The organism is Flavobacterium sp. SLB02, from assembly GCF_009664855.1.
GTDB lineage: Bacteria > Bacteroidota > Bacteroidia > Flavobacteriales > Flavobacteriaceae > Flavobacterium.
The window spans coordinates 3575414-3597004 of record NZ_CP045928.1 but is presented as its reverse complement, the minus strand read 5'-3'; the positions used below and the strand labels follow the sequence as shown (position 1 = coordinate 3597004).

Sequence of the window (21591 nt, the reverse complement as noted above, 5' to 3'; positions counted from 1 at the left end):
TTTGAATATGGATTTTCAAGATTTTTTGCAATATGTTCCTAATTTAATTCCAGTACCACTACCGGCAGTTGCCTCACATGTAAAAATGGCTCCAAAAGAGCGCATAGAAGCCTTAAAGAATTTAGATTTAAAAATAGAAAATCCGCGCATTGCCGCCGTAATGATGCTGTTTTATCCAAAAAACGAAAAAACTCATTTGATATTAATTGTTCGTAATGCTTATAACGGAGTTCATTCTTCGCAAATTGCTTTCCCAGGAGGAAAATACGAAACGACCGATTCAGATTACCAGGAAACAGCGTTGAGAGAAACTCAAGAAGAAGTGGGGGTTTCTCCCGAGAAAATAGAGATAGTAAAGCATTTTACCCCAATGTATATTCCGCCAAGCAATTTTTTGGTGCATCCTTTTTTGGGCATTGCCAAAGAAGAGCTTTTATTTTATCCCGATATTAGGGAAGTAGCTGATATTATAGAATTACCTTTATCTGTATTTTTAAATGACGAAATTATTGTCGAAGCCACATTGTCAACTTCTTATGCCAATAACATTTTAGTTCCGGCATTTAATATTCAAAATCATATTGTTTGGGGAGCAACCGCTATGATTTTAAGTGAATTGAGGGATGTTTTGAAAATTGCTTTTGAATTAAAATCGGAAAAGTAGAAATTTAACAATTTGATATTCATTGTAATAACAATTTATTTCCGAAATTGCTTTATAGTTCTGCTAAAAGAATAATTTTTGTATGTTTGCGTTCTACATAAAAATACAATAAACAGCTATGGGATTGTTTAAACGAAATCCTTTTGGACATATATTATTCATCAAGAAATGGTTAATCCGTATTTTGGGTACCATGACTCATAGAAGGTATAGGGGTTTTAATGACTTACAGATTGAAGGATCTGAAATCATTAAAACGCTTCCGGATACAAATGTTTTGTTTATATCAAACCATCAAACTTATTTTGCCGATGTTGTGGCGATGTTTCATGTGTTTAACGCAAGTTTAAGCGGACGTCAGGATACTATTAAGAACATTGGCTATCTGTGGCAACCCAAGATGAATATTTACTACGTGGCAGCCAAAGAAACCATGCAAGCTGGTTTATTACCAAGAATTTTAGCGTATGTTGGCGCAATTACGGTCGAACGAACATGGCGCTCGAAAGGTGTTGATGTTACAGAAAAACGTGAGGTTAACCCAAATGATACAGAAAATATAAGGATTGCACTTGAAGATGGCTGGGTAATTACGTTTCCCCAAGGAACTACCAAATCGTTTAAACCAGTTCGTAAAGGAACTGCACATATCATTAAACAACATAAACCTATTGTAATTCCTATTGTTATTGACGGCTTCCGCCGTTCATTTGATAAAAAAGGATTACGAATGAAGAAGAAAGGGATTCTGCAATCTTTTATCATCAAAGAACCTCTCGATATTGATTATGAAAACGATACAATTGATGAAATTGTTGAAAAAGTAGAATACGCTATCGAACAGCATCCATCATTCTTAAAAGTTATTCCAGCCGAAGAAATCAAAGTAGAGGAAGAACTTAACGAAATGAGAAGATGGAGCTACAAAGCTTCTGAAAGCGAACATTAAAAAAATGTTTCAGGTTTATAAAGTTTCAGGTTTTAGGTTTTAAAAAAAAAACTTAAGAGCCTTAACAACTTAGAATCTTAGGAACTTTAAAAAAAAACTTTGCCCCTTTGTCCCTCTGCAGCTTTGTCCCTTTCCTAGAAATCAATTTTCTTCAACTCCTTATAATTAGCATATAATTTACGCAATAAGGTTCCGTAAAGTAATCTGTAAATACACCAGAATATACCCAGTAATCCTAGTATTGTCAAAATTAAAATTCCCACAGTAAAGAACATCGCTTTCCCGTCTGCAGCTAATTTTTCTCTTAAAAATGCCATGTCCGGATTGTACACAAAGGTGATAAAATAGCTAAATATACAAATGATAACAAGCATTCCTAAGTTGTACCATACGTAATACTGAACTATTTTTCGAGTTCTTAAAATAGCACTCATTAGTGTTTTTGTAGCGACGGTTGTTGAAATCGTTTTATAGTTTTTGTAAAAATTAATTACAAAAAACAGCACCACTACATAATTGAAATAAGTTAAAATGTCAAGGGCTAAGACAATTTCCGGATGATTCATTTTTCGTAACAAATCATCAGTATTTATAAATAAATTAGAGAAAGTCCAAAATGAAAATTCCAAAATACTGATAACCAAAATCCACTTCACGGTTGAAGAAGATTGTTTATGAATCATCTTGTAGATTTCTGTTTCAGAAATTTGTTGAAAAGAATCCGAGTTCTTTTTCCAGTCTTTTTTTAATAAATCCAGTTCTTTCATAATAATTTTTAAGGATTTAGTATTTTTTTAAGTTTCCCTTTAATTCTGTTCATTTTCACACGTGCATTCACTTCGCTGATTCCGAGGGTTTCGGCTATTTCTTGATAATCTTTGTCTTCCAAATACATAAAAACTAATGCTTTTTCGATGTCATTAAGCTGATAAACGGCTTTGTACATCAATTTAATCTGTTCTTCTTCTTCATAATTGTAATCGACATCTTTTATAAAATGCTGATGACTCTCGTACTCTACAGTCGATACGGTTCGTTTGGTTTTTCGATATAAGGTAATGGCGGTATTTAAGGCAACGCGATACGTCCAGGTCGAAAATTTACTATCGCCCCTAAATTTAGGATAAGCTTTCCATAACTGAATGGTAATTTCCTGAAACAAGTCTTTATGAGCATCTTCGCCGGCAGTATATAACCTACAAATCTTGTGGATTATATTCTGATTTGCCTGCAATTGCGCAACAAATGACTGTTCTAGATTTTCGCTCATAATCTATTAGTAGTGTTGAAATCACTTTTGTTACAATAATTTTCTTTTTTTTAGTCACGAATTTCACAAATTTCTCGAATTATGACTAAGTTATTAATTAGAAGAATATTTAAAATTTGTTTTTAAATGATAAAAATTCGTGATAATTTGTGTAATTGTTTCGCCTGTTCGCTAACGCTCGGGTCGTGGTAAACTTTTATAATTCTCGCGTTTTGTAATAATTCACCATCAGGTCTACAAATTTGCTGTAGCCTTCCATTCCGTCCTTTTGATTGTTTGTTTTTAGAAAATTATCGTAAAAAGCATGAAAACCTTTATCTATAAAAGTATCATATTGTTTCCAGAAATCCTGACTTTCCTGATAGTTTTTTAAAATACCAACGTGAACGGTTTTCTTTAATTGTTTAAATATTTTTTCATCTTTTGCTTGCCAGATGCCTAAACAATAACGCAAGGCAAAACTATATCCTGAGTATTGATAATATAAATTCTGATTTTTTACCGAAGCCAAAACGCCAATAAAATTACATTCACTTTCGCTGGCATACCCCATTTGGTGCGCCATTTCGTGACAGCTTGTAACAGGGAAATTGTACATTGGCAGTAAATCATTTACCTGGGCTTCATTGGTAAACGGATTCAAATATCCGCCAAAACCCATGTAGGTAAGAGGTAAGCTAAAAAGTGATTTTTTGACGCTTAAAATCTCGTATTTGAAATAAGGATATTCATTGGCCAGATTTTCATAACCAGTTAAATTCATGTGGAAAGCCTGATTTTGAGAATACGGAAAAATTACTTTGGCACTGTCATTTTTAGTAATTTGAAGCTGAATTTCATTTGTTTTGGTAATTAGTTTTTTGGTAAATACCAATAATTCAGCATCAGTATATTCTCTTTGAATTTTCATTTTTTTGAAAAGAGGCTCGCGATAATAGTTAAATGCCCAAAGTAAATGAAAGAAAAAGTAGAATATAGATAATACACTTAAAGCTTTTAGAACATTATCTTTCCACTGAACCTTCCAGGTTTTTCTGGTTTTCCAGATCCATCGAATTAAAAATAAAATCAAAACAGAGTAAATGCAATCTCCAACCGAAAATGGAATTCTGCCTAAAATGATCCTCGAAAAGTAAGAGGTTTTTAAATACAATCCGTTGCTATAAAATTGTTCTATAAATTCAGGGAAAAAGCGAAGAATCTTTAATAGGATAATTTGCAAAAGAAGAAATAAAGGTAAGATGTATTTTGATTTCAAAGTATAAATTTTGGATGGGTAAATATAAATACAATATTGATTGATAAAAAAAGTTAGCCACAAATTCCATGAACTTTCACTAATTAAACGTTTGTAATTTTGGAAAACAGGATAGTATTTGTGAAATTGTATTTTAATTTCAATAAGATTAGTGCTAATTCGTGAAATTCGTGGCGAAAAAAAATATAAACTTTGTAACTTTGGAACTCTTAATTGTTAAACTTCAAACAAAATATAATGAGTCAGGAAATAAGAAATCTGGAACCTAAAGCGCTATGGAATAAATTCGCTGATTTAAATGCAGTTCCACGTCCGTCAAAGAAGGAAGAACGTGTGATCGAGTTTATGAAAAACTTTGGAAACAGCTTAGGTTTAGAAACTTTTGAAGACGAAATTCGAAATGTAATTATCAGAAAACCAGCAACACCAGGAATGGAAAACCGCAAAGCAATCGTTATGCAGGGACATCTTGATATGGTGCACCAAAAAAATGCAGACACTGTTTTTGATTTCGATACACAAGGAATCGATATGTATGTAGACGGTGACTGGGTTCGTGCGCGTGGTACAACACTTGGTGCTGATAATGGGTTGGGAGTAGCGACAATTATGGCTATTCTTGAAAGTAAAGATATTCCGCATCCTGCAATCGAAGCTTTGTTTACTATAGACGAAGAAACTGGAATGACAGGAGCTTTAAACTTAAAAGGAGGAATCCTTCAGGGGCAGATTCTTTTGAATTTAGACACAGAAGAGGATGATGAGATTGATATAGGTTGTGCTGGTGGAATCGATGTAACAGCTACAAGAAGCTATAATGAAGAAGAAGTTCCGGAAGGATCGGTTGGACATATTATTACCGTAAAAGGACTTAATGGAGGCCATTCAGGAATGGATATTCATAAAGGTTTGGGTAATGCCAATAAAATTATGAACCGTTTGTTATTTGATGCATTTGAAAACTTTGGTTTGCAAGTTGCTGAAATTAACGGAGGAAGTTTAAGAAATGCAATTCCGAGAGAAAGTGTTGCAAAAGTAATTATTTCTGAAATGTTTGATGAAGCGTATATTTTTGATATGCAGGAAATCATCAATGATATCAAAGCTGAATACAAAACGACTGAGCCTAATTTATCGATCGAAATCGTGAAATGCGATTTACCGGAAAAAGTAATGGATTTAGGTGTTCAGGAAGGAATTATTCGCGCTATTTATGCAGCTCACAATGGAGTTTACAGAATGAGTGCTGATATGGAAGATTTAGTTGAAACTTCAAATAATATTGCCCGTGTTATCGTAAAAGATGGAGAAATCTCTATTGGATGTTTAACGCGTTCATCTGTAGAAACTTCAAAATTTGATTTGGCGAATGCATTACGTTCTGCTTTTGAATTGGTAGGTTGTGAAGTTGAATTATCTGGTTCTTATCCAGGATGGACGCCAAATGTAAATTCTGAAATATTAGATACTTTGGTTGGAATCTACGAAAAACAAAATAATGAAAAGCCTAAAGTGGTAGCTTGTCATGCTGGTTTAGAATGTGGAATTTTAGGAACAAATTATCCAGATATGGATATGATTTCTTTTGGTCCAACAATTCACGGAGCGCATTCTCCGGATGAAAGAGCTAGTATTTCTTCGGCTCAAAAATATTGGAAATTTGTGTTAGAAATTCTTTCTAATATTCCGGTTAAGTAATGAGTCTCAGTCTTCAGTCGCAGTTTTCAGTTTCGTTTGAGACTGAAAACTGTGACCGCGACTGAAAACTAAAATTAATCTCTTTTAGGATTGTTTTTCTTGTCTCTTTTTTCTTCTTTCTTTTCTTTGGCCGTTTTTAACGGTTCTTTTTTTGCTGTTTTCTTAGCATCCTGACTCTTAGCCATAATATGTTGATTTTGTTTGTGTTATTATTTTAATAGTAAATGTAAGGTTTTTAAAATCCTAAATGCATAAAAAAATCCCCAATTTATAAAATTGAGGATTTAGATATTGTTTTAAGTAGACGGTTTAATTTCTCTTCAATACTTTATATTGTTCGTAACAGCCATTAATAGCATCCATAATTTGTAAATCGTTTGCTGATTGTATAAAAGCTTCTGAATAGTTACAACGCTGTAAAATTTCAGGAATTTCGTCTTTGCTAATGCCTAATAATACTGAGACAGTTTCGCGATCGTATTTTGATTCTAAGAGATTTCGAACAGTGTCATCTTTTCTCATTTCCTTTAACTTCTTGAGTTCTTTTCCGTTTTTTCCAAAGAAACCATAGAGTACGTCGGCGGGGTTAAAAATAGATCCTAAAACTTTTCCAAAAGCATTTGGGGAATATTCGCCTGCTTCATAACCTTGTGTAAGACCTGAAATACTATAACGATAGTTTTCTTTTGTCGGAATTAATTTTGAATCGACCTCAAGATATCCTGTTAAATTAAAAGGAGCAATAATAACTTCTTCAAGAGCAATTGCTTTTTCAGTAAGCTGAATTCGGGTTACTTTATTTTTTATCCAGTCATTCGTTACCCTGATTCTTAGAGATTGAAATCCCAGAATCGAAAAGTGAATCGTATCGTTTAGCTGAACATCTATCTCAAAATATCCTTTGGCATCAGATTTTGCGCCACGAACTTTGTTGGTGTTGATAATATTAACATTGGCAAGTGGTTGTTTGCTATTATCGTTAATAATATAACCAGATACTCTTTGGGGTACAGTAGACTCACTGTCTTGTGCAAAACCAATTGTAGATAGTAGTGTAAAAAAGAAAACTGCGAAATATTTCATATCCTGATTTAAAGCACTAAAAGTACTAAATAGGGATTAAATATTTCGCAGTCTTCGAAGATAATTATCAGAAAATTAACAAAGGTAGTAGTGGTGCTTTTTATATTTAAATAAAATAGGATAGAGAAGATTCGATTACATTGTTTTGGATGCTAAAAGAATATATATATATGGGAAGTGGAATTCTTAAAACAAAAAAAAATCCCAAATTCCAGTTATGTTTGGGATTTGGGATTTTATATTTTAAGATATTGACTTATTAGTCTCTTCTTGGTCTTCTTGGTCTTGGTGAATCACCAAAGCTTTCAGAACGTCTTGGAGCTCTGTCTGAACTACCTTCGCTTCTTGGAGCTGAACTTCTGAAACCACCTTCTCTTTTTGGAGCAGATGAGTTTCTGTCGCTTCTGAAACCACCTTCTCTAGGAGCAGAGTTTCTGTCGCTTCTGAATCCTCCACCAGAACCTTCACGTCTTGGTCCGAAGCTTCCTCCGCCAGAACCTTCTCTTCTTGGTCCTCCAGAACTTCTTCCGCCACCAGAACGCCCGTTATGGTCACGTCTTCCACCACCATCATTTTTAGAAATTTCAACATTAATACGACGTCCTTCTAATTGTACGTTGTTTAATACTTCCATTACTTTTTCAGTGTGCTCAGGATCAGTGTTAAAGAAAGAGAAACCTTCTTTTACATCTACTTTGAAAACGTCATCACGACCTAAGTCTAATGTTTCTTTCAAATAATCTTTAAGAGACATCCAGTCGAAGTTGTCTCTTGAACCAATGTTTACAAAGTAACGAACTGCTCCGTTGTTATTGAATTCTCTTGGCTCAGAATCACTTCTTTCACGTCTTTCTCCAGATTGAGCAGAGATATCTCTGTTCTTTTTATAGTAAGCGATAAAACGATTAAATTCTACAGATACCATTTTCTTAATCAATTCCTCTTTAGATAAATCTTCAAGAACATTGTTAATTGCTGGTAAATAGTTGTCAATTTCATGATCAACTTCAGTATCCTTAATTTTAGTTGCTAAGTGCAACAATTGAATTTCGCAAATTTCGATTCCGGATGGAATAGTTTTTTCTTCAAATTTTTGTTTGATGATTCTTTCGATAGAAGAAATTTTACGCAACTCACTTTTTGTAACAATTACAATAGAAGTTCCTAATTTTCCAGCTCTACCAGTACGTCCAGAACGGTGATTGTAAGTTTCAATTTCGTCAGGAAGTTGGTAATTTACTACGTGAGTAATATTATCAACGTCAATACCACGTGCAGCAACGTCAGTAGCAACAAGCATCTGAATTTGTCTTCCACGGAAAGATTTCATTACACCATCACGTTGCGCCTGAGATAAATCTCCGTGCAATGCAGCAGCGCTGTATCCATCTTCAATTAATTTTTCAGCTACAGCTTGTGTGTCTCTTTTAGTACGACAGAAAACCACAGAGAAAATATCTGGATTTGCATCGGCTAAACGTTTTAAAGCTTCGTAACGATCACGTGCATTTACTAAATAAAATTCGTGAGAAACTGTTGCAGAACCTGAGTTCTTAGCTCCAACAGTAATTTCAACCGGTTCGCTCATGAATTGTTTTGCAATTCTGGCAACCTCTTGTGGCATAGTTGCAGAGAACAACCATGTACTTTTTTGATCTGGAGTATCTGATAAAATCGATACGATATCCTCATAAAATCCCATGTTCAGCATTTCGTCAGCCTCATCAAGAATACAGTAATCTATATTTTTAATGTTAACCAAACCTCTGTTGATCATGTCTTGCATTCTCCCCGGAGTAGCCACAATAATCTGTGCTCCTCTTTTAATGTCTCTAGCTTGCTCTGTAATACTAGCCCCGCCGTAAACTGCTACCACATTAATACCTTTCTCGTATTTTGAGTAGTTTTTAAGTTCGTTGGTAATCTGTAAACAAAGTTCTCGTGTTGGCGATAAAACTAATGCTTGTGTATTTTTGTTGTCAGCATCAATTTTTTGAATTAGCGGAAAACCGAAAGCTGCCGTTTTCCCTGTCCCTGTCTGAGCCAACGCAACCATATCCGTGTCTTTTTCCAATAATAGGGGAATCGCTTTTTCCTGTACTTCTGACGGATTCTCAAATCCTAGATCTAAAATCGCCTTCAGTAACGATTCATTCAATCCTAATTGTTCAAATTTATTCATATATGTATTTAAAATAGGGTGCAAAATTACTGTTAATTATTCAGATAAACTAATGCTATTTTAAGAATTATGTATTTGTTATGATTTGATTATCAAAAAGTTATGTTTACTGTAGCACGATTTCTGTCTGACAATCCAGAAAATTCGGGAAAAATACGTCGTGAAATATAAATTTTGGGCTGTAAAATGTTGTATTCTAAACAATTATTTTGCTGCATTCAGAAAATCAATTAGTTGGTGAGTTGCTTTTGCACGATGACTGATTTTATTTTTAACGTCTGAGGCCAGTTCAGCAAAAGTCTCAGTATAATTTTCCGGTTGAAAAATAGGGTCATAACCAAAGCCGTGATTTCCTGTTTTATCAAGAATAATGCTTCCTTTTGCAATTCCGGTAAATAAATGCTGTTTTCCTTTTAAATTTAATGCGATAACAGTCTTAAATTGTGCACTTCGATCTTCTTTATTGGCTAAAGCTTCCAGAAGTTTATTCATATTATCATCAGCATTGCGTTGTTCTCCCGCGTAACGTGCTGAATACACGCCTGGTTCTCCGTTTAAAGCGGTAACTTCTAAACCGGTATCATCAGCAAAACAATCGTAACCATACTTTTCAGTTACATAATTGGCTTTCAAAATGGCGTTTCCTTCAATTGTTTCGGCAGTTTCAGGAATCTCTTCGTGACAGCCAATTTCCTCTAAACTTAATAATTGAATCGATCCGTTTAGAATACTTTGAATTTCTTTGATTTTATTAAGATTGTTTGAGGCGAAAACCAATTGCATGACGATATATTTTAAAGTTGATTATTGAGGGTAATTCCAAAAACACAAATTTAGAATTCTTATATTTGATATGCGACATGAAATACAAATAAATGCAGATATCATTATTATACAAAAAAATAACTCCTTTTGTTAAGCCTTACAAAAAGATGGTTATTGCTACTTTATTGCTTACTTTTTTAGGATCGTTTGCCGCTCAGGTAAATGCATTAATATTAAAGTACACAGTAGATTCAATTAGTGATCTTATGGTGGCGCACGAACCTTTGTCAAAAGGGTTTCATTTATTAGGTATAATAAGTATCGTTTTACTTTCTAAAGAATTGATTTATTCCGTGGTGCAATTTGGTCAGAAGTTTTATGGCGAAAAACTACGCATCTTTATAACACGTGATATATCGCAGGCAATTGTCGAAAAAATCCTGAGTTATCGAATGGAATTTTATACTTCTAATGAAAATGAAAGCGGAAAACTTCAAACCAGGATTGATCTCGGAATTAGCAGCCTGACAAGATTGGTCCAGAATTTCTTCATTGATATTCTGCCTTTGTTTGCAAATGCTTTCGTAGCGCTGGGGATTATGTTTTATGCCAATGTTTATGTGGGTTTGGTGAGTTTATGTATTATTCCGATTTATTTTTATATCAGTCAATTGCAAGCCACTAAACTAAGTGGTTTTAGACGAAGAATGCGTAATTATCGCGAAACCAAAAATAACGGAATCATAAGTTTAATCGAATCTATAACGGTTATAAAATCGTTTGTTCGGGAACCTATGGAGGCGGATCGTCATAAAGATATTCAGTTCGAAATGACCGAAAATCAACTCGAGACCAGAAAAACCAGTTTTATTTTTGAAAGTGTAAAAGGTTTTGTAGAACAAATAGGCGTAGTAATTATCATTATTCTAACGGCTTATTTTGTACTGAATAATACAATGACAATTGGTGCAATCATGTTTCATATTATGTTGTTTAATAATGTATCTGCACCCATCAGACAATTGCACCGTATTTATGATGAAGTAAATGATGCCCTGATTTATTCTGAAGGATTCTTTGATATTTTAGAATCGGATAATGAAAAAGAAGTCACGGGCGATTATATTCCGGAAAAAATAATAGGTCTTATAGAAGTTAAAAACGTTGATTTTGTTTATCCAAACGGAACAAAAGCCCTTTTTGATATCAATTTTGCCATTAAACCCAATGAAACAACTGCTTTGGTTGGTTTAAGCGGAGCCGGAAAGAGTACTATCATTAATTTACTGGATAAGTTTTACCTGCCTTCATCCGGAAAAATATACCTGGATGGAGTAGATTTAAATGACTACAATACTGACTTTCTTCGTAAAAACATTGGATTGGTATTGCAGAAGAATCATATTTTTAAAGGCACGATCGCCGAAAATATTTTATACGGAAAACCAGATGCTTCACAAGATGAAATTATTGAAGCTGCAAAACAAGCTTATATTCATGATCAGGTTATTCAATTGCCAAAAGGGTATGACTCTGATGCACATTTACTTTCAGGAGGTCAGCAACAGCGAATTGCAATTGCGAGATTGTTTTTGAAAAATCCGCCAATTATTTTCCTAGATGAACCAACTGCAAGTTTGGATGCTATTGCCACAGAGCAAATAAAAAAATCACTCGATGCGATTAAAAAAGACAGAACCGTAATTATTATTTCGCACAGTATTTCTCAAATTATCGATGCGGCGAACATAATAGTTTTAGAACAAGGAAGGTGTGTCGAAAAAGGAACTCATGACGAATTGTATGATAATAAATCAGTGTACTATCAAATATTTACCGCAATGGCAAATAGCCTGAATATTGATAAAATTACACAGACGCTTGATTAATTTCTGTTTCTTAAAACGATTCTTTCTGTAGTAAAAGCAATCAAAGCTCCAAAAGTATAAGCCAGAATATCGCTCCATAGAAAACCCAGTCCCAAGGTATATCTTCCTAAAAGAGTATTTCTAAATTCGTTTATCCAATCCGCCTGATAAAGTTGGGAAAACTCAATGGTGTAACAAATCAACAAAGAAAAAAACAGGATTTGGTTTGCTTTTTTTTCGATCAATAGTATTCTAATCAAAACATACATCATTACCGCGTACAGGAAATCTCCGGTACACAATGGTATTGTATCAAATTTTCTGGAGAAGATTCCAAGAAAAATAATCAATAAAAGAATGATGAAATAATAGATTCTGGATTTTTTCAAGCTTAGTTAGATTTGGAAGCAAATTTATATTAAATCTTTTATTTGTAAATGATGGTGATTTCTCTTTGTCAAAGTCCCAAGCTTTGACAAAGAGAAACAAAGAAAAAAAGGGCTTTGATAGTACATTTTTAGGGAACGAAAAATACAAACCGTTAAATAAGTTTACTTTATTTTATAAATTTATCGATTCAAAAAAAAACTAATAATTTTTCTATTTAATTAAATAACCACATGAATACAAGATTTACAGCTTTGTTTTTGACCTTATTTTTATTTGCAAGTAACGGCTACTCTCAAAAAAAGAATTCGTTTAATGTGAAAAAGCAACTCGAATATTGCGCAGAACAGGCATCGAAAACTTTAAAAGTAATTCCGGATGACGGAACTTCGCCAAGAACGGTTCCTAACGGAAGTAAGGATTGGAAATTTGTTAATTATAAAGATTGGACAAGCGGATTCTGGCCAGGGGAATTATGGTATTTGTACGAAGCAACGGGAGATAAAAAATGGGAAAAAGAAGCAGACAAGTTCAGTCAGTTTTTAAAACCTTTGTCGGTTAGCAAAGCTAACGATCATGATTTGGGTTTTCAGATTTTCAATAGTTTTGGAAACGGGTATCGGTTGACAAAAAATCCAGAATACAAAGATGTTATCCTGAAAACGGCAGATACTTTGGCAACACTTTTTAATCCAAAAGTAGGTACTATATTATCATGGCCTCACAATAAAATGGGTGGTCACAATACGATTATCGATAATATGATGAATTTAGAATTGCTTTTTTGGGCTTCTAAAAATGGCGGGAATAAAAAGTTGTATGACATTGCGGTAAAACATGCCGAAACTACGATGAACAATCATTTTAGGCCAGATTACACTTCGTATCATGTTATTATCTACGATTATGAAACTGGTAAAAAAATAAAAGGAAGAACCGCACAAGGTTATAGCGATGATAGTATGTGGGCGAGAGGCCAGGCGTGGGCTATTTATGGTTTTACGATGGTTTATAGAGAAACAAAAGATCCTAAGTTTTTAGATTTTGCACATAAACTGGCACGTGTTTATTTAGACAGATTAACGACAGAAGATTTAATTCCGTATTGGGATTTTAATGCGCCGGGAATACCTAATGAACCTAGGGATGCTTCGGCTGCAGCTATTGTTTCTTCGGCACTTATGGAGTTAAGTTTGTATACAAAAGATGCCAATCTTAAGAAAGAATTTTTAACAAAGTCCAAAAAGATGATTGTGTCACTTTCAGAAAATTACCAAAGTCATGACGTAAATTCGGCATTTTTACTTCATTCAACAGGACATAAACCTGCCGGAAGTGAAATAGATTGTTCGATAAATTATGCAGATTATTATTATCTTGAAGCACTTTTAAGACTTCAAAAATTAAAAAACTAATGCTATGATTAAAAGAATTATCCAAATTTCGTTTACCATTGCTCTTGTTGTAGTACTGGTAAGCTGTAAAAATGCAAAACAAAAACTTCAGGAATATGTCAAGACTTATAATAGTACGGCTGCAGGTTTTAAGGCTGATGATGTTACGCTTACAACCGCGAGAGGTTATATAAATGATGATAAAATCGAATTGCGTTTTGAAACCAATCTAGAGCAAAATGAATCTAATAAAGTAGAAGCGAATACATCATTTCCTAAGTTACTGAAAGAAATGATCAGTAAAAATCAAATTCCTAAAGAACTTGTTGAAGAAGGGATTCAGTTTGATGCTTATTTTTTGGCTGATGATAATACAGTTCTTGTAAAAGAGATTATAAACAAAGAATCCATAAATGAATTATTGCAGTAATAGTTTATTTTATAATGGTAAAGAAGCCGCTTTAATTGTTTTTAAAGCGGCTTCTTTATTTGTTTTAAGTAGTCAATTTGATAAAATGAGGTCTCGGTTTTATTGTAAATGTTTATTTATTTTATGATAATTTATTTGTAGTCAAATAATTACATACTTTATTTTTATGAAATGATGTTGCTTTTGTTTGAAAAGTTCATTATGTTTGAGTTAAAAAATAACCTAAAACATAAAAATTTATGAAAAAAATTACCCAAATCGCATTTACTGTTATGATTGCTTTATTATTGGTAAGTTGTAAAAATACCAAACAAAAAATTCAGGAACATGTAAGTACTTATAATAATTCGTCATCAATAAAAGGAAGTGGGATTACCAGTACAACCGCAAAAGCATTTTTGAATGACAATAAAATTGAAATTAGAATTGAAACCAATTTAGAAGAAAACGACGCAAATAAATTGACTTACAAAGAGTCGTTTCCTGATTTGCTGAAAGAAATGATCAAAAATGATCAAATTTCAAAAACATTAATCGAAGAAGGAGTAAAATTTGATGTGTATTTTTTAGCGTATAATAATGCGATTCTTGCGCAGCGAGTAGTCGATAAAGAAGAATTAGCTGTTTTAGAAAACGGAGATTCTAAAGAAAAGGTAACTGCCAAACTATAGTTTTAAGAAAATAATAAAAGAAAAAGCCTCTTTGTTCAGATTACAAAGAGGCTTTATTTTTTTATCGTTTAGTAACATTGGTTAGAATATCCGGGAAATAAGAATCTGATAAATGACCAAACTCATCGCCGCGCATGAAGATATTAATATCAACATCAGCAAAGCTCTTTTTGCCTGCTGCTGCTAAAAGTTCATTGGCAGCATGTAAGGTATTTTTGTGGAAATGATATACACGATCTGATTTATCAGTGACAACCAAACCTTTCATCAGCATTTTATTTTGGGTGGCAACTCCGGTAGGACATTCGTTATTATGACAACGTAAAGCCTGAATACAGCCTAGTGAAAACATAAAACCACGAGCGCTGTTACACATGTCGGCACCTAACGCAATTGCATGTAAAATAGAGTAACCCGAAATGATTTTTCCGCTGCCAATAATGCGTATTTTATCACGAATATTTAAACCTACTAAAGTTTTATTTACAAATATCAGGGCAGGTTCAAAAGGCATTCCGACACCATCGGCAAATTCTAACGGTGCAGCTCCGGTTCCGCCTTCTGCACCATCAATCGTGATGAAATCAGGGTAAGTATCCTCAGCAATCATTTCGTGACAAATAGCTTCAAATTCGGCTGTGTTTCCTATACATAATTTAAAACCAATAGGTTTTCCGTTTGATAATTCACGCAGTTGTGCAACAAAATGAATAAGCCCTTTTACATCTGAAAAAGCATGGTGACCAGGAGGAGAAAGAATCATTGTATGTGGCTCAACTCCTCTTATTTTAGCAATTTGTACGGTATTTTTAGCCGCTGGAAGTACACCTCCGTGACCAGGTTTTGCTCCTTGCGAAAGCTTAATCTCGATCATTTTAACATTAGGAAGATTGGCTTTTTCTGAAAATTTTTCAGGGCTGAAATTTCCCTCAGCATCACGGCATCCAAAATATCCTGTACCAATTTGCCAGGTAATATCTCCGCCGCCTTCAAGATGATAATCTGTTAAACCACCTTCTCCTGTATTTTGATAAAAGTTTCCTTTTTTCGCACCAATGTTGATGGCGCGAACTGCATTTTCGCTTAACGAACCAAAACTCATGGCCGAAACATTAAATATAGAAGCTAGATAAGGTTGCTTGCAATCTTTTCCTCCAACCAGTACACGAGGTAATTCTTCGTTGACCTTTGCCGGAAAAATAGAATGTTTTATCCCTTCATAACTATCATGATTTAGGTTTTGTTGCGTTCCAAAAGGTGTATTCGAATCGATATTTTTCGCCCTTTGATATACTAAGGAACGCTGATTTCTTGAAAAAGGTTTTCCGTCAGTAGATCTTTCGATAAAATATTGCTGAATTTCTGGCGCTATCATTTCAAATAAATACCTGAAATAACCCAAAACAGGAAAGTTTCTTAAAATAGCATGCTTTTTTTGTAGCGTATTATAAACACCAATAACTAATAATATCGGAATAATAATAACGAGTAAAAAACCGCGCTTGGTGTAAAAATAAATTGTAACAACAATTATAAACAATAAGAATCCGTAAATAAAGAATTTTTTTCTCATGTTCGTAAAAAATTAATGGGTAATAGTTTAATAATTAATTGAATCGCAGGCGCACATAAACGTGTTTTATGCCTTTTTTATCTGATTCTCTTTCGTCGATTTCAAGAATATCAGTCAGCGATTTTAACATTGGTGTAAGTTTAGAAAATCCATAATTTCTTGGGTCAAATTCTGGTTTTTTCTTTACAATTAAATTTCCAACATCTCCTAAAAATGCCCAGCCATCATCATCCTCAATATCTTCGATCGTAGCTTCGATAAGTTCGATGGTGGGAGCGTCAATTTTATGTAATGCTTTTTCAGCAGGTTTTTCTACCGGTTTTTTAGCATCGGCTGCGGCTGTTGTTTTTGGCTTTTTCTTCTGGATCGCACCGTCAAGAACTTCGATGTAAATAAATCGGTCGCAGGCAACAATAAAAGAATTTGGAGTCTTTTTTTCTCCAATACCAATTACTTTCATCCCGGACTCCCTTAGCCTTATGGCCAAACGGGTAAAATCACTATCACTGGAAACAATGCAAAATCCGTCAAGTTTTCCTGAATAGAGCAAATCCATGGCATCGATAATTAAAGCAGAATCTGATGAATTTTTACCTACCGTATAACTATATTGTTGGATGGGTGTAATGGCATGTTCTAATAAAACAGCTTTCCATCCATTAGAATTTGGTTTGGTCCAATCTGCATAAATACGTTTTGTGGTTGGTGTGCCAAATTTTGTTATTTCTTCCATCATGCCTTTTACATTACTGTAAGGCACATTATCGGCATCAATAAGAACGGCTAATTTGAGATCTTTTGAGTTGCTTAAAGCCATTTTTTAGGTGTTAGGAAAATTAGTACTTCCAAAGGTAAAACTAAAATTGGTTTTTATTAGAATTTGATCCCGAATAAGTGTTTTGTGGTATATTAATTATTTTGGTTATAAATAAGAGTTTTTTTATAATTAAAACTATTAAAGACAAACTTGTCTTTTATATTGAATTTGAATATATTTGTAGTTCAATCAACAAATTTTTCTATGTTTTCAAAAGCCTGCGAGTACGGAATCAGAGCTTCTATATTTATTGCTACTAAATCTTCAAAAGGAATTAGGGTTGGAATAAAAGATGTTGCCAAAGAAATTGATTCGCCAGAACCTTTTACGGCCAAGATAATGCAGATTTTAACTAAAAACGGAATCATCGAATCATCAAAAGGAGTAGGAGGAGGATTTGAAGTTTCTGATAGTGCTGTAAAATCGATTAAATTAATCCAGATTGTTGATGCGATAGATGGCGATACTATATATAAAGGTTGTGGTATAGGATTAAAAGAATGTTCAGAAACAAAACCGTGTCCGGTGCATAAAGAGTTTAAAAAAGTGCGCGAATTGCTTTTAGAGATGCTGACTAATACCACTTTAGAACAGCTTGCTTCAGGAGTAAAAAAGGGCGATTTTTTTCTTAGAATAAATGATAGAGAATAATATAAAAAATTAAAATAATTAGAAATGAATAAAAAAATTAAAATTTCGATTTTATTGCTAATGGGATGTTTGGCAATAACTTCTTGTGGAAAAAAAGATGCTGCAACAACAGACGAATCAACAGAAATAAACGAAAATACATCTGATGAAGGACATCCTGCAGCAGCGAGTAATGTTTTGGTTATTACAGGGGATGATCAAATGCAGTTTAATACGACAGAATTAAGAGCTGAAGCCGGAAAACCAATTACCTTAACGCTAAAACATATTGGTAAAATTCCTAAGCAGGCAATGGGACACAATATTGTGATTTTGCAGGAAGGTACCAATGAAGCAGATTTTGCTGTTAAAGCTGCAGCGGCTCAGGAAACAGATTATATCCCCGCCTCAGAAAAAGCGTCGATTATTGCTCATACCAAATTACTTGGCGGTGGAGAACAAGATACAGTCGAATTTACTATTGATAAAAAAGGAAGATATAATTTTTTATGTTCGTTTCCAGGACACTTTGCTATGATGAAGGGTGTTTTGATTGTAGAATAAATAAAAGGACTCTAATCCTCTTTTGGGTTAGGGTTTTTTCTTTAACTAATAAAAGATTAATTTGTCTTTTATTGAAGAGATATAGATATCAAAGAAAAAAAATAATAATGATTATGGAAAATTTAAGGGATAAAACAGTTGGGGCTTTTGTTGCAGAGGATTTTAGAACTGCAGCAGTGTTTTCAAAATATAAAATTGATTTTTGCTGTAAAGGACATAAAACAATTAATGAAGTTTGTATCAAGCAAAATGTAGATACAAGGGTTTTGCTTAAAAAGATCAACGAAGTCTTACTTGCTGAAGATTCGAATGCTATCGATTTTAACTCGTGGCCTTTGGATCTATTGGCAGATTATATCGAAAAAACGCATCATCGATATGTGGTAGATAAATCGGTGATTATAATTCAGTTTTTAAACAAACTTTGTAATGTTCATGGAGGCCGACATCCTGAATTGTTCAGGATAAATGAGTTGTTTAATCAATGTGTTACTGAATTATCACAACACATGAAAAAAGAAGAAGCCATTTTGTTTCCTTTTATTAAAAACATGGTAAAAGCTAAAGAAAGAGATGAAGCTGTTCTTCAGCCAGGTTTTGGATCAGTGACTAATCCAATTGCCATGATGATGCATGAACATGAAGTAGAAGGGGAGCGATTTGGTGAAATTTCTGATCTGACGAATGATTACACAGCGCCAAGCGAGGGCTGTACAACTTATAAAGTAACATTTGCAATGCTAAGAGAGTTTGAAGAAAACCTGCATACACATATTCATTTAGAAAATAATATATTGTTTCCTAAAGCTATTATTTTGGAAAAAGAATTTTCTTAAAATCATTTTTCTAAAAAAAAATGCACTGGCAGGTTGTTACAACTTTTCAGTGCATTTTCTACTAATTAAAAATTGATTACGTTTTTCTGAAATATTTTTAATCTCATTAAAAAATGAAATTCCTAACTAAAATAAGCGTACAAAAGAGCTGGATAATAGTTTGTCTTTTTAATTTTCTGATAGCTTCACTTAATGCATTTTTTTTATTTCCTGTAAATAATGTCAATTACAGCTTTTTGCTTTGCTTATTATTTCAACAATAGCAACAGTAGCCTTTCCGGTAAGTTGGTATGTCAAAAATGATTTAATAGGTATTGTTAATGGTATGAGTGTTATATTGCAACTTGTTGCCTTTATGTATTTTTATAAAATGCTAAAACCGCAGATTTCCTGGTTCAAAGCGGGTTTAAATACTACTGCAAAAAGCATTTATAGTTTTGCAATTTGTTCCTTATTTCTTAAAGTTATTGTTCAGTTACTGCTTTTATTTTCTGATATAGCTACATTGTCTCATTAAATTAGGGGGCTGGTAATAGGTTTTATTCATTTGACTACTTTAGGAATTATTACCGGATTTTTGCTTGGAATTCTGTTTCAGAACAATTTACTTTCGGATAAATCTTCTTTAGTTCAATCAGGAGTACAGTGTTTTATTTTTGGATATGTTTTTACAGAGATAATTCTGTTTCTGCATGGAGGACTTTTTTACTTTGGTAAAGGATTATTGCCAGGATATTATGAAGCTATTTTTGGAGCAAGTGTATTAATTGTTTTGGGTTTGGTATTGATTATTACATCAGAAATTAAAATAAAAAAATAAGGGCCGATTAATTAAAATCGCCCTTATCTCTTACTAATGAATCAATCTATTTAAAATGCGTAATTTTTTAGTTTATGGTTGTTGTTAATTGTTGATATAAAATGTTTTTTTAAAGTCAATTTAGCTTTGTTTTTAATACAATGTAAAATTAAGGGACGGTTTTGTCTTTTATAATGATAAAAGTCATGTTGCAGAATATCATTGTTTAAATTTGAAATTCTCTGTGATTCTAAAATTAATTTATAGTCGGGAAGCGTTAAAAATAAATACGATTTGATCGATGTTACCTGATTTTTTTAATAAAAATAAAGGGCAAACTCGATTTTAGAATAATAATCATTATTTTTGCACCCTGTTAAATGAAAATTATTACTTCAAAATATATTTATGGTAAAAGATTTATTCGAAAGAATTCAGAACAATAAAGGACCATTAGGAAAATGGGCTTCACAAGCTGAGGGATATTTTGTATTCCCTAAATTAGAAGGGGAACTTGGTCCAAGAATGAAATTTGGTGGAAAAGATATTTTAAATTGGAGTTTGAATGACTATTTAGGTCTTGCGAATCATCCGGAGGTTCGTCAGGCGGATATTGATGCTGCAACTCAGTTTGGAGCGGCTTACCCAATGGGAGCTCGTATGATGTCAGGACATACTAAATATCATGAGCAATTAGAAAACGAATTAGCTGAGTTCGTAATGAAACCGGCTGCATATTTATTGAATTTTGGTTATCAAGGAATGGTATCTATCATTGATGCTTTGGTAACTAAAAACGATATTATTGTTTACGATGTAGATTCTCATGCTTGTATCATTGATGGTGTTCGTTTGCATATGGGTAAACGTTTTACTTACAAGCACAATGATCTTGAAAGTATGGAGAAAAACCTGCAGCGTGCTACTAAAATGGCAACAGAAACAGGCGGAGGTATTTTATTTATTACCGAAGGTGTTTTTGGAATGCGAGGACAACAGGGTAAACTAAAAGAAATTGTAGCTCTAAAAGAAAAATATAATTTCCGTTTATTAGTAGATGATGCACACGGTTTTGGTACTCTTGGTAAAACAGGAGCCGGAGCAGGTGAGGAGCAGGGAGTTCAGGACGGTATCGATGTTTACTTTTCTACTTTTGCAAAATCAATGGCTAATATTGGAGCTTTTGTAGCTGCTGATCAGGATATTATTGATTATTTAAAATACAACTTACGTTCTCAAATGTTTGCAAAAGCATTGCCAATGATTCAAACCATTGGCTCATTGAAACGTTTAGAATTATTGCGTAATCACCCTGAGTTGAAAGACAAACTTTGGGAAAACGTAAATGCATTACAAAACGGATTACGTTCAAGAAACTTCAATATTGGAGATACAAATACTTGTGTAACACCAGTTTATTTAGAAGGAAGTGTTCCGGAAGCAATGGTAATGGTAAACGATTTAAGAGAAAACTACGGTATTTTCTTGTCGATTGTAATTTATCCGGTAATCCCAAAAGGAATTATTTTGTTAAGGATGATTCCAACAACTTCACATACTTTGGCTGATATCGATGAAACGTTAACAGCATTTGAAGCAATACGTGAAAAATTAGAGAACGGTACTTATAAAGAAATTGCAAGCAGAACCACAGTAGATCTGGATGCTTAATTTCTAGAAAATAAATTCCTGATATGGGAATTATGTAAAAAAATCCATTCGTTATGCGAATGGATTTTTTTTATTTAAAGTA

The 21591-nt window shown here is 33.4% G+C and carries 22 protein-coding genes; 13 read left to right on the top strand and 9 right to left on the bottom strand.

Annotation, left to right across the window (positions count from 1 at the left end):
* The first annotated feature begins 7 nt into the window (after positions 1–7).
* Both GIY83_RS12945 and GIY83_RS12940 read left to right on the top strand, forming a co-directional pair.
* Positions 8–664 carry a CoA pyrophosphatase gene (locus tag GIY83_RS12945; RefSeq protein ID WP_208681659.1) on the top strand — a complete coding sequence of 219 codons (657 nt, stop codon included), beginning with the start codon at positions 8–10 and terminating at the stop codon, positions 662–664.
* A gap of 118 nt (positions 665–782) precedes the next feature.
* Positions 783–1613 (top strand): 1-acyl-sn-glycerol-3-phosphate acyltransferase, encoded by an 831-nt coding sequence (locus GIY83_RS12940; RefSeq protein WP_194615385.1) that lies wholly within the window; start codon positions 783–785, stop codon positions 1611–1613.
* Between the two features lie 134 nt (positions 1614–1747).
* Here GIY83_RS12940 and GIY83_RS12935 read toward each other — a convergent pair whose 3' ends face one another.
* The 3 genes from GIY83_RS12935 to GIY83_RS12925 all read right to left on the bottom strand — a co-directional run bounded on the left by GIY83_RS12935 (position 1748) and on the right by GIY83_RS12925 (position 4141).
* Positions 1748–2380, bottom strand: a complete 633-nt coding sequence (locus GIY83_RS12935) for a hypothetical protein (RefSeq protein ID WP_194615386.1) — start codon at positions 2378–2380, stop codon at positions 1748–1750.
* Between the two features lie 8 nt (positions 2381–2388).
* On the bottom strand, positions 2389–2883 hold the full coding sequence (locus tag GIY83_RS12930) for an RNA polymerase sigma factor (RefSeq protein WP_089481356.1): 495 nt from the start codon (positions 2881–2883) through the stop codon (positions 2389–2391).
* 196 nt (positions 2884–3079) lie between these two features.
* Complete coding sequence (locus tag GIY83_RS12925; protein WP_194615387.1) at positions 3080–4141, bottom strand: DUF3810 domain-containing protein; 1062 nt, start codon at positions 4139–4141, stop codon at positions 3080–3082.
* 237 nt (positions 4142–4378) lie between these two features.
* On the opposite strand from GIY83_RS12925, the gene GIY83_RS12920 reads away from it, so the two are divergent.
* Entirely contained in the window at positions 4379–5839 is a 1461-nt protein-coding gene (locus tag GIY83_RS12920) for an aminoacyl-histidine dipeptidase (RefSeq protein ID WP_194615388.1), read from the top strand.
* 309 nt (positions 5840–6148) lie between these two features.
* On the opposite strand, the gene GIY83_RS12915 is transcribed toward GIY83_RS12920, so the two are convergent.
* From GIY83_RS12915 to GIY83_RS12905, 3 genes are all read right to left on the bottom strand, one after another.
* Positions 6149–6922, bottom strand: a complete 774-nt coding sequence (locus tag GIY83_RS12915; RefSeq protein WP_194615389.1) for a carboxypeptidase-like regulatory domain-containing protein — start codon at positions 6920–6922, stop codon at positions 6149–6151.
* Positions 6923–7181: 259 nt separating this feature from the next.
* A complete protein-coding gene (locus GIY83_RS12910; RefSeq protein WP_194615390.1) occupies positions 7182–9104 on the bottom strand; it encodes a DEAD/DEAH box helicase in 1923 nt (640 codons plus the stop codon).
* Positions 9105–9308: 204 nt separating this feature from the next.
* Positions 9309–9887, bottom strand: coding sequence for a non-canonical purine NTP diphosphatase (locus tag GIY83_RS12905; protein WP_208681658.1), 579 nt, complete (start codon positions 9885–9887; stop codon positions 9309–9311).
* A 92-nt stretch (positions 9888–9979) separates the two neighbouring features.
* Between GIY83_RS12905 and GIY83_RS12900 the strand changes: the two genes are divergently transcribed.
* Positions 9980–11758, top strand: a complete 1779-nt coding sequence (locus GIY83_RS12900; RefSeq protein ID WP_194615392.1) for an ABC transporter ATP-binding protein — start codon at positions 9980–9982, stop codon at positions 11756–11758.
* Here GIY83_RS12900 and GIY83_RS12895 read toward each other — a convergent pair.
* The gene (locus GIY83_RS12895; RefSeq protein WP_194615393.1) at positions 11755–12126 is read right to left on the bottom strand and encodes a DUF2809 domain-containing protein; all 372 of its coding nucleotides are present in this window, start codon (positions 12124–12126) and stop codon (positions 11755–11757) included. The two genes, GIY83_RS12900 and GIY83_RS12895, sit on opposite strands and share 4 nt — an antisense overlap.
* A gap of 231 nt (positions 12127–12357) precedes the next feature.
* Here GIY83_RS12895 and GIY83_RS12890 point away from each other — a divergent pair, with 231 nt between their 5' ends.
* From GIY83_RS12890 to GIY83_RS12880, 3 genes are all read left to right on the top strand, one after another.
* Complete coding sequence (locus GIY83_RS12890) at positions 12358–13539, top strand: glycoside hydrolase family 88 protein (RefSeq protein ID WP_194615394.1); 1182 nt, start codon at positions 12358–12360, stop codon at positions 13537–13539.
* A gap of 4 nt (positions 13540–13543) precedes the next feature.
* On the top strand, positions 13544–13948 hold the full coding sequence (locus tag GIY83_RS12885) for a hypothetical protein (protein ID WP_194615395.1): 405 nt from the start codon (positions 13544–13546) through the stop codon (positions 13946–13948).
* A 239-nt stretch (positions 13949–14187) separates the two neighbouring features.
* The gene (locus tag GIY83_RS12880) at positions 14188–14619 is read left to right on the top strand and encodes a hypothetical protein (protein WP_194615396.1); all 432 of its coding nucleotides are present in this window, start codon (positions 14188–14190) and stop codon (positions 14617–14619) included.
* 61 nt (positions 14620–14680) lie between these two features.
* On the opposite strand, the gene GIY83_RS12875 is transcribed toward GIY83_RS12880, so the two are convergent.
* Positions 14681–16192, bottom strand: a complete 1512-nt coding sequence (locus GIY83_RS12875) for an FMN-binding glutamate synthase family protein (RefSeq protein ID WP_194615397.1) — start codon at positions 16190–16192, stop codon at positions 14681–14683.
* A 34-nt stretch (positions 16193–16226) separates the two neighbouring features.
* Positions 16227–17009: an NYN domain-containing protein gene (locus GIY83_RS12870; protein ID WP_065447804.1), complete on the bottom strand. Its 783-nt coding sequence runs from the start codon at positions 17007–17009 to the stop codon at positions 16227–16229.
* A 204-nt stretch (positions 17010–17213) separates the two neighbouring features.
* Between GIY83_RS12870 and GIY83_RS12865 the strand changes: the two genes are divergently transcribed.
* The 6 genes from GIY83_RS12865 (at position 17214) to GIY83_RS12845 (ending at position 21509) form a co-directional block, all read left to right on the top strand.
* On the top strand, positions 17214–17660 hold the full coding sequence (locus GIY83_RS12865; protein WP_194615398.1) for an Rrf2 family transcriptional regulator: 447 nt from the start codon (positions 17214–17216) through the stop codon (positions 17658–17660).
* A 24-nt stretch (positions 17661–17684) separates the two neighbouring features.
* Complete coding sequence (gene azu / locus GIY83_RS12860) at positions 17685–18203, top strand: azurin (protein ID WP_208681656.1); 519 nt, start codon at positions 17685–17687, stop codon at positions 18201–18203.
* Positions 18204–18316: 113 nt separating this feature from the next.
* Positions 18317–19039, top strand: a complete 723-nt coding sequence (gene ric / locus GIY83_RS12855) for an iron-sulfur cluster repair di-iron protein (RefSeq protein WP_208681654.1) — start codon at positions 18317–18319, stop codon at positions 19037–19039.
* 241 nt (positions 19040–19280) lie between these two features.
* Positions 19281–19556 (top strand): hypothetical protein, encoded by a 276-nt coding sequence (locus tag GIY83_RS24940; protein WP_229029094.1) that lies wholly within the window; start codon positions 19281–19283, stop codon positions 19554–19556.
* Positions 19557–19586: 30 nt separating this feature from the next.
* Complete coding sequence (locus GIY83_RS12850) at positions 19587–19859, top strand: hypothetical protein (protein WP_208681651.1); 273 nt, start codon at positions 19587–19589, stop codon at positions 19857–19859.
* A 387-nt stretch (positions 19860–20246) separates the two neighbouring features.
* The gene (locus GIY83_RS12845) at positions 20247–21509 is read left to right on the top strand and encodes a pyridoxal phosphate-dependent aminotransferase family protein (protein ID WP_194615402.1); all 1263 of its coding nucleotides are present in this window, start codon (positions 20247–20249) and stop codon (positions 21507–21509) included.
* The last annotated feature ends 82 nt before the right edge of the window (positions 21510–21591 follow it).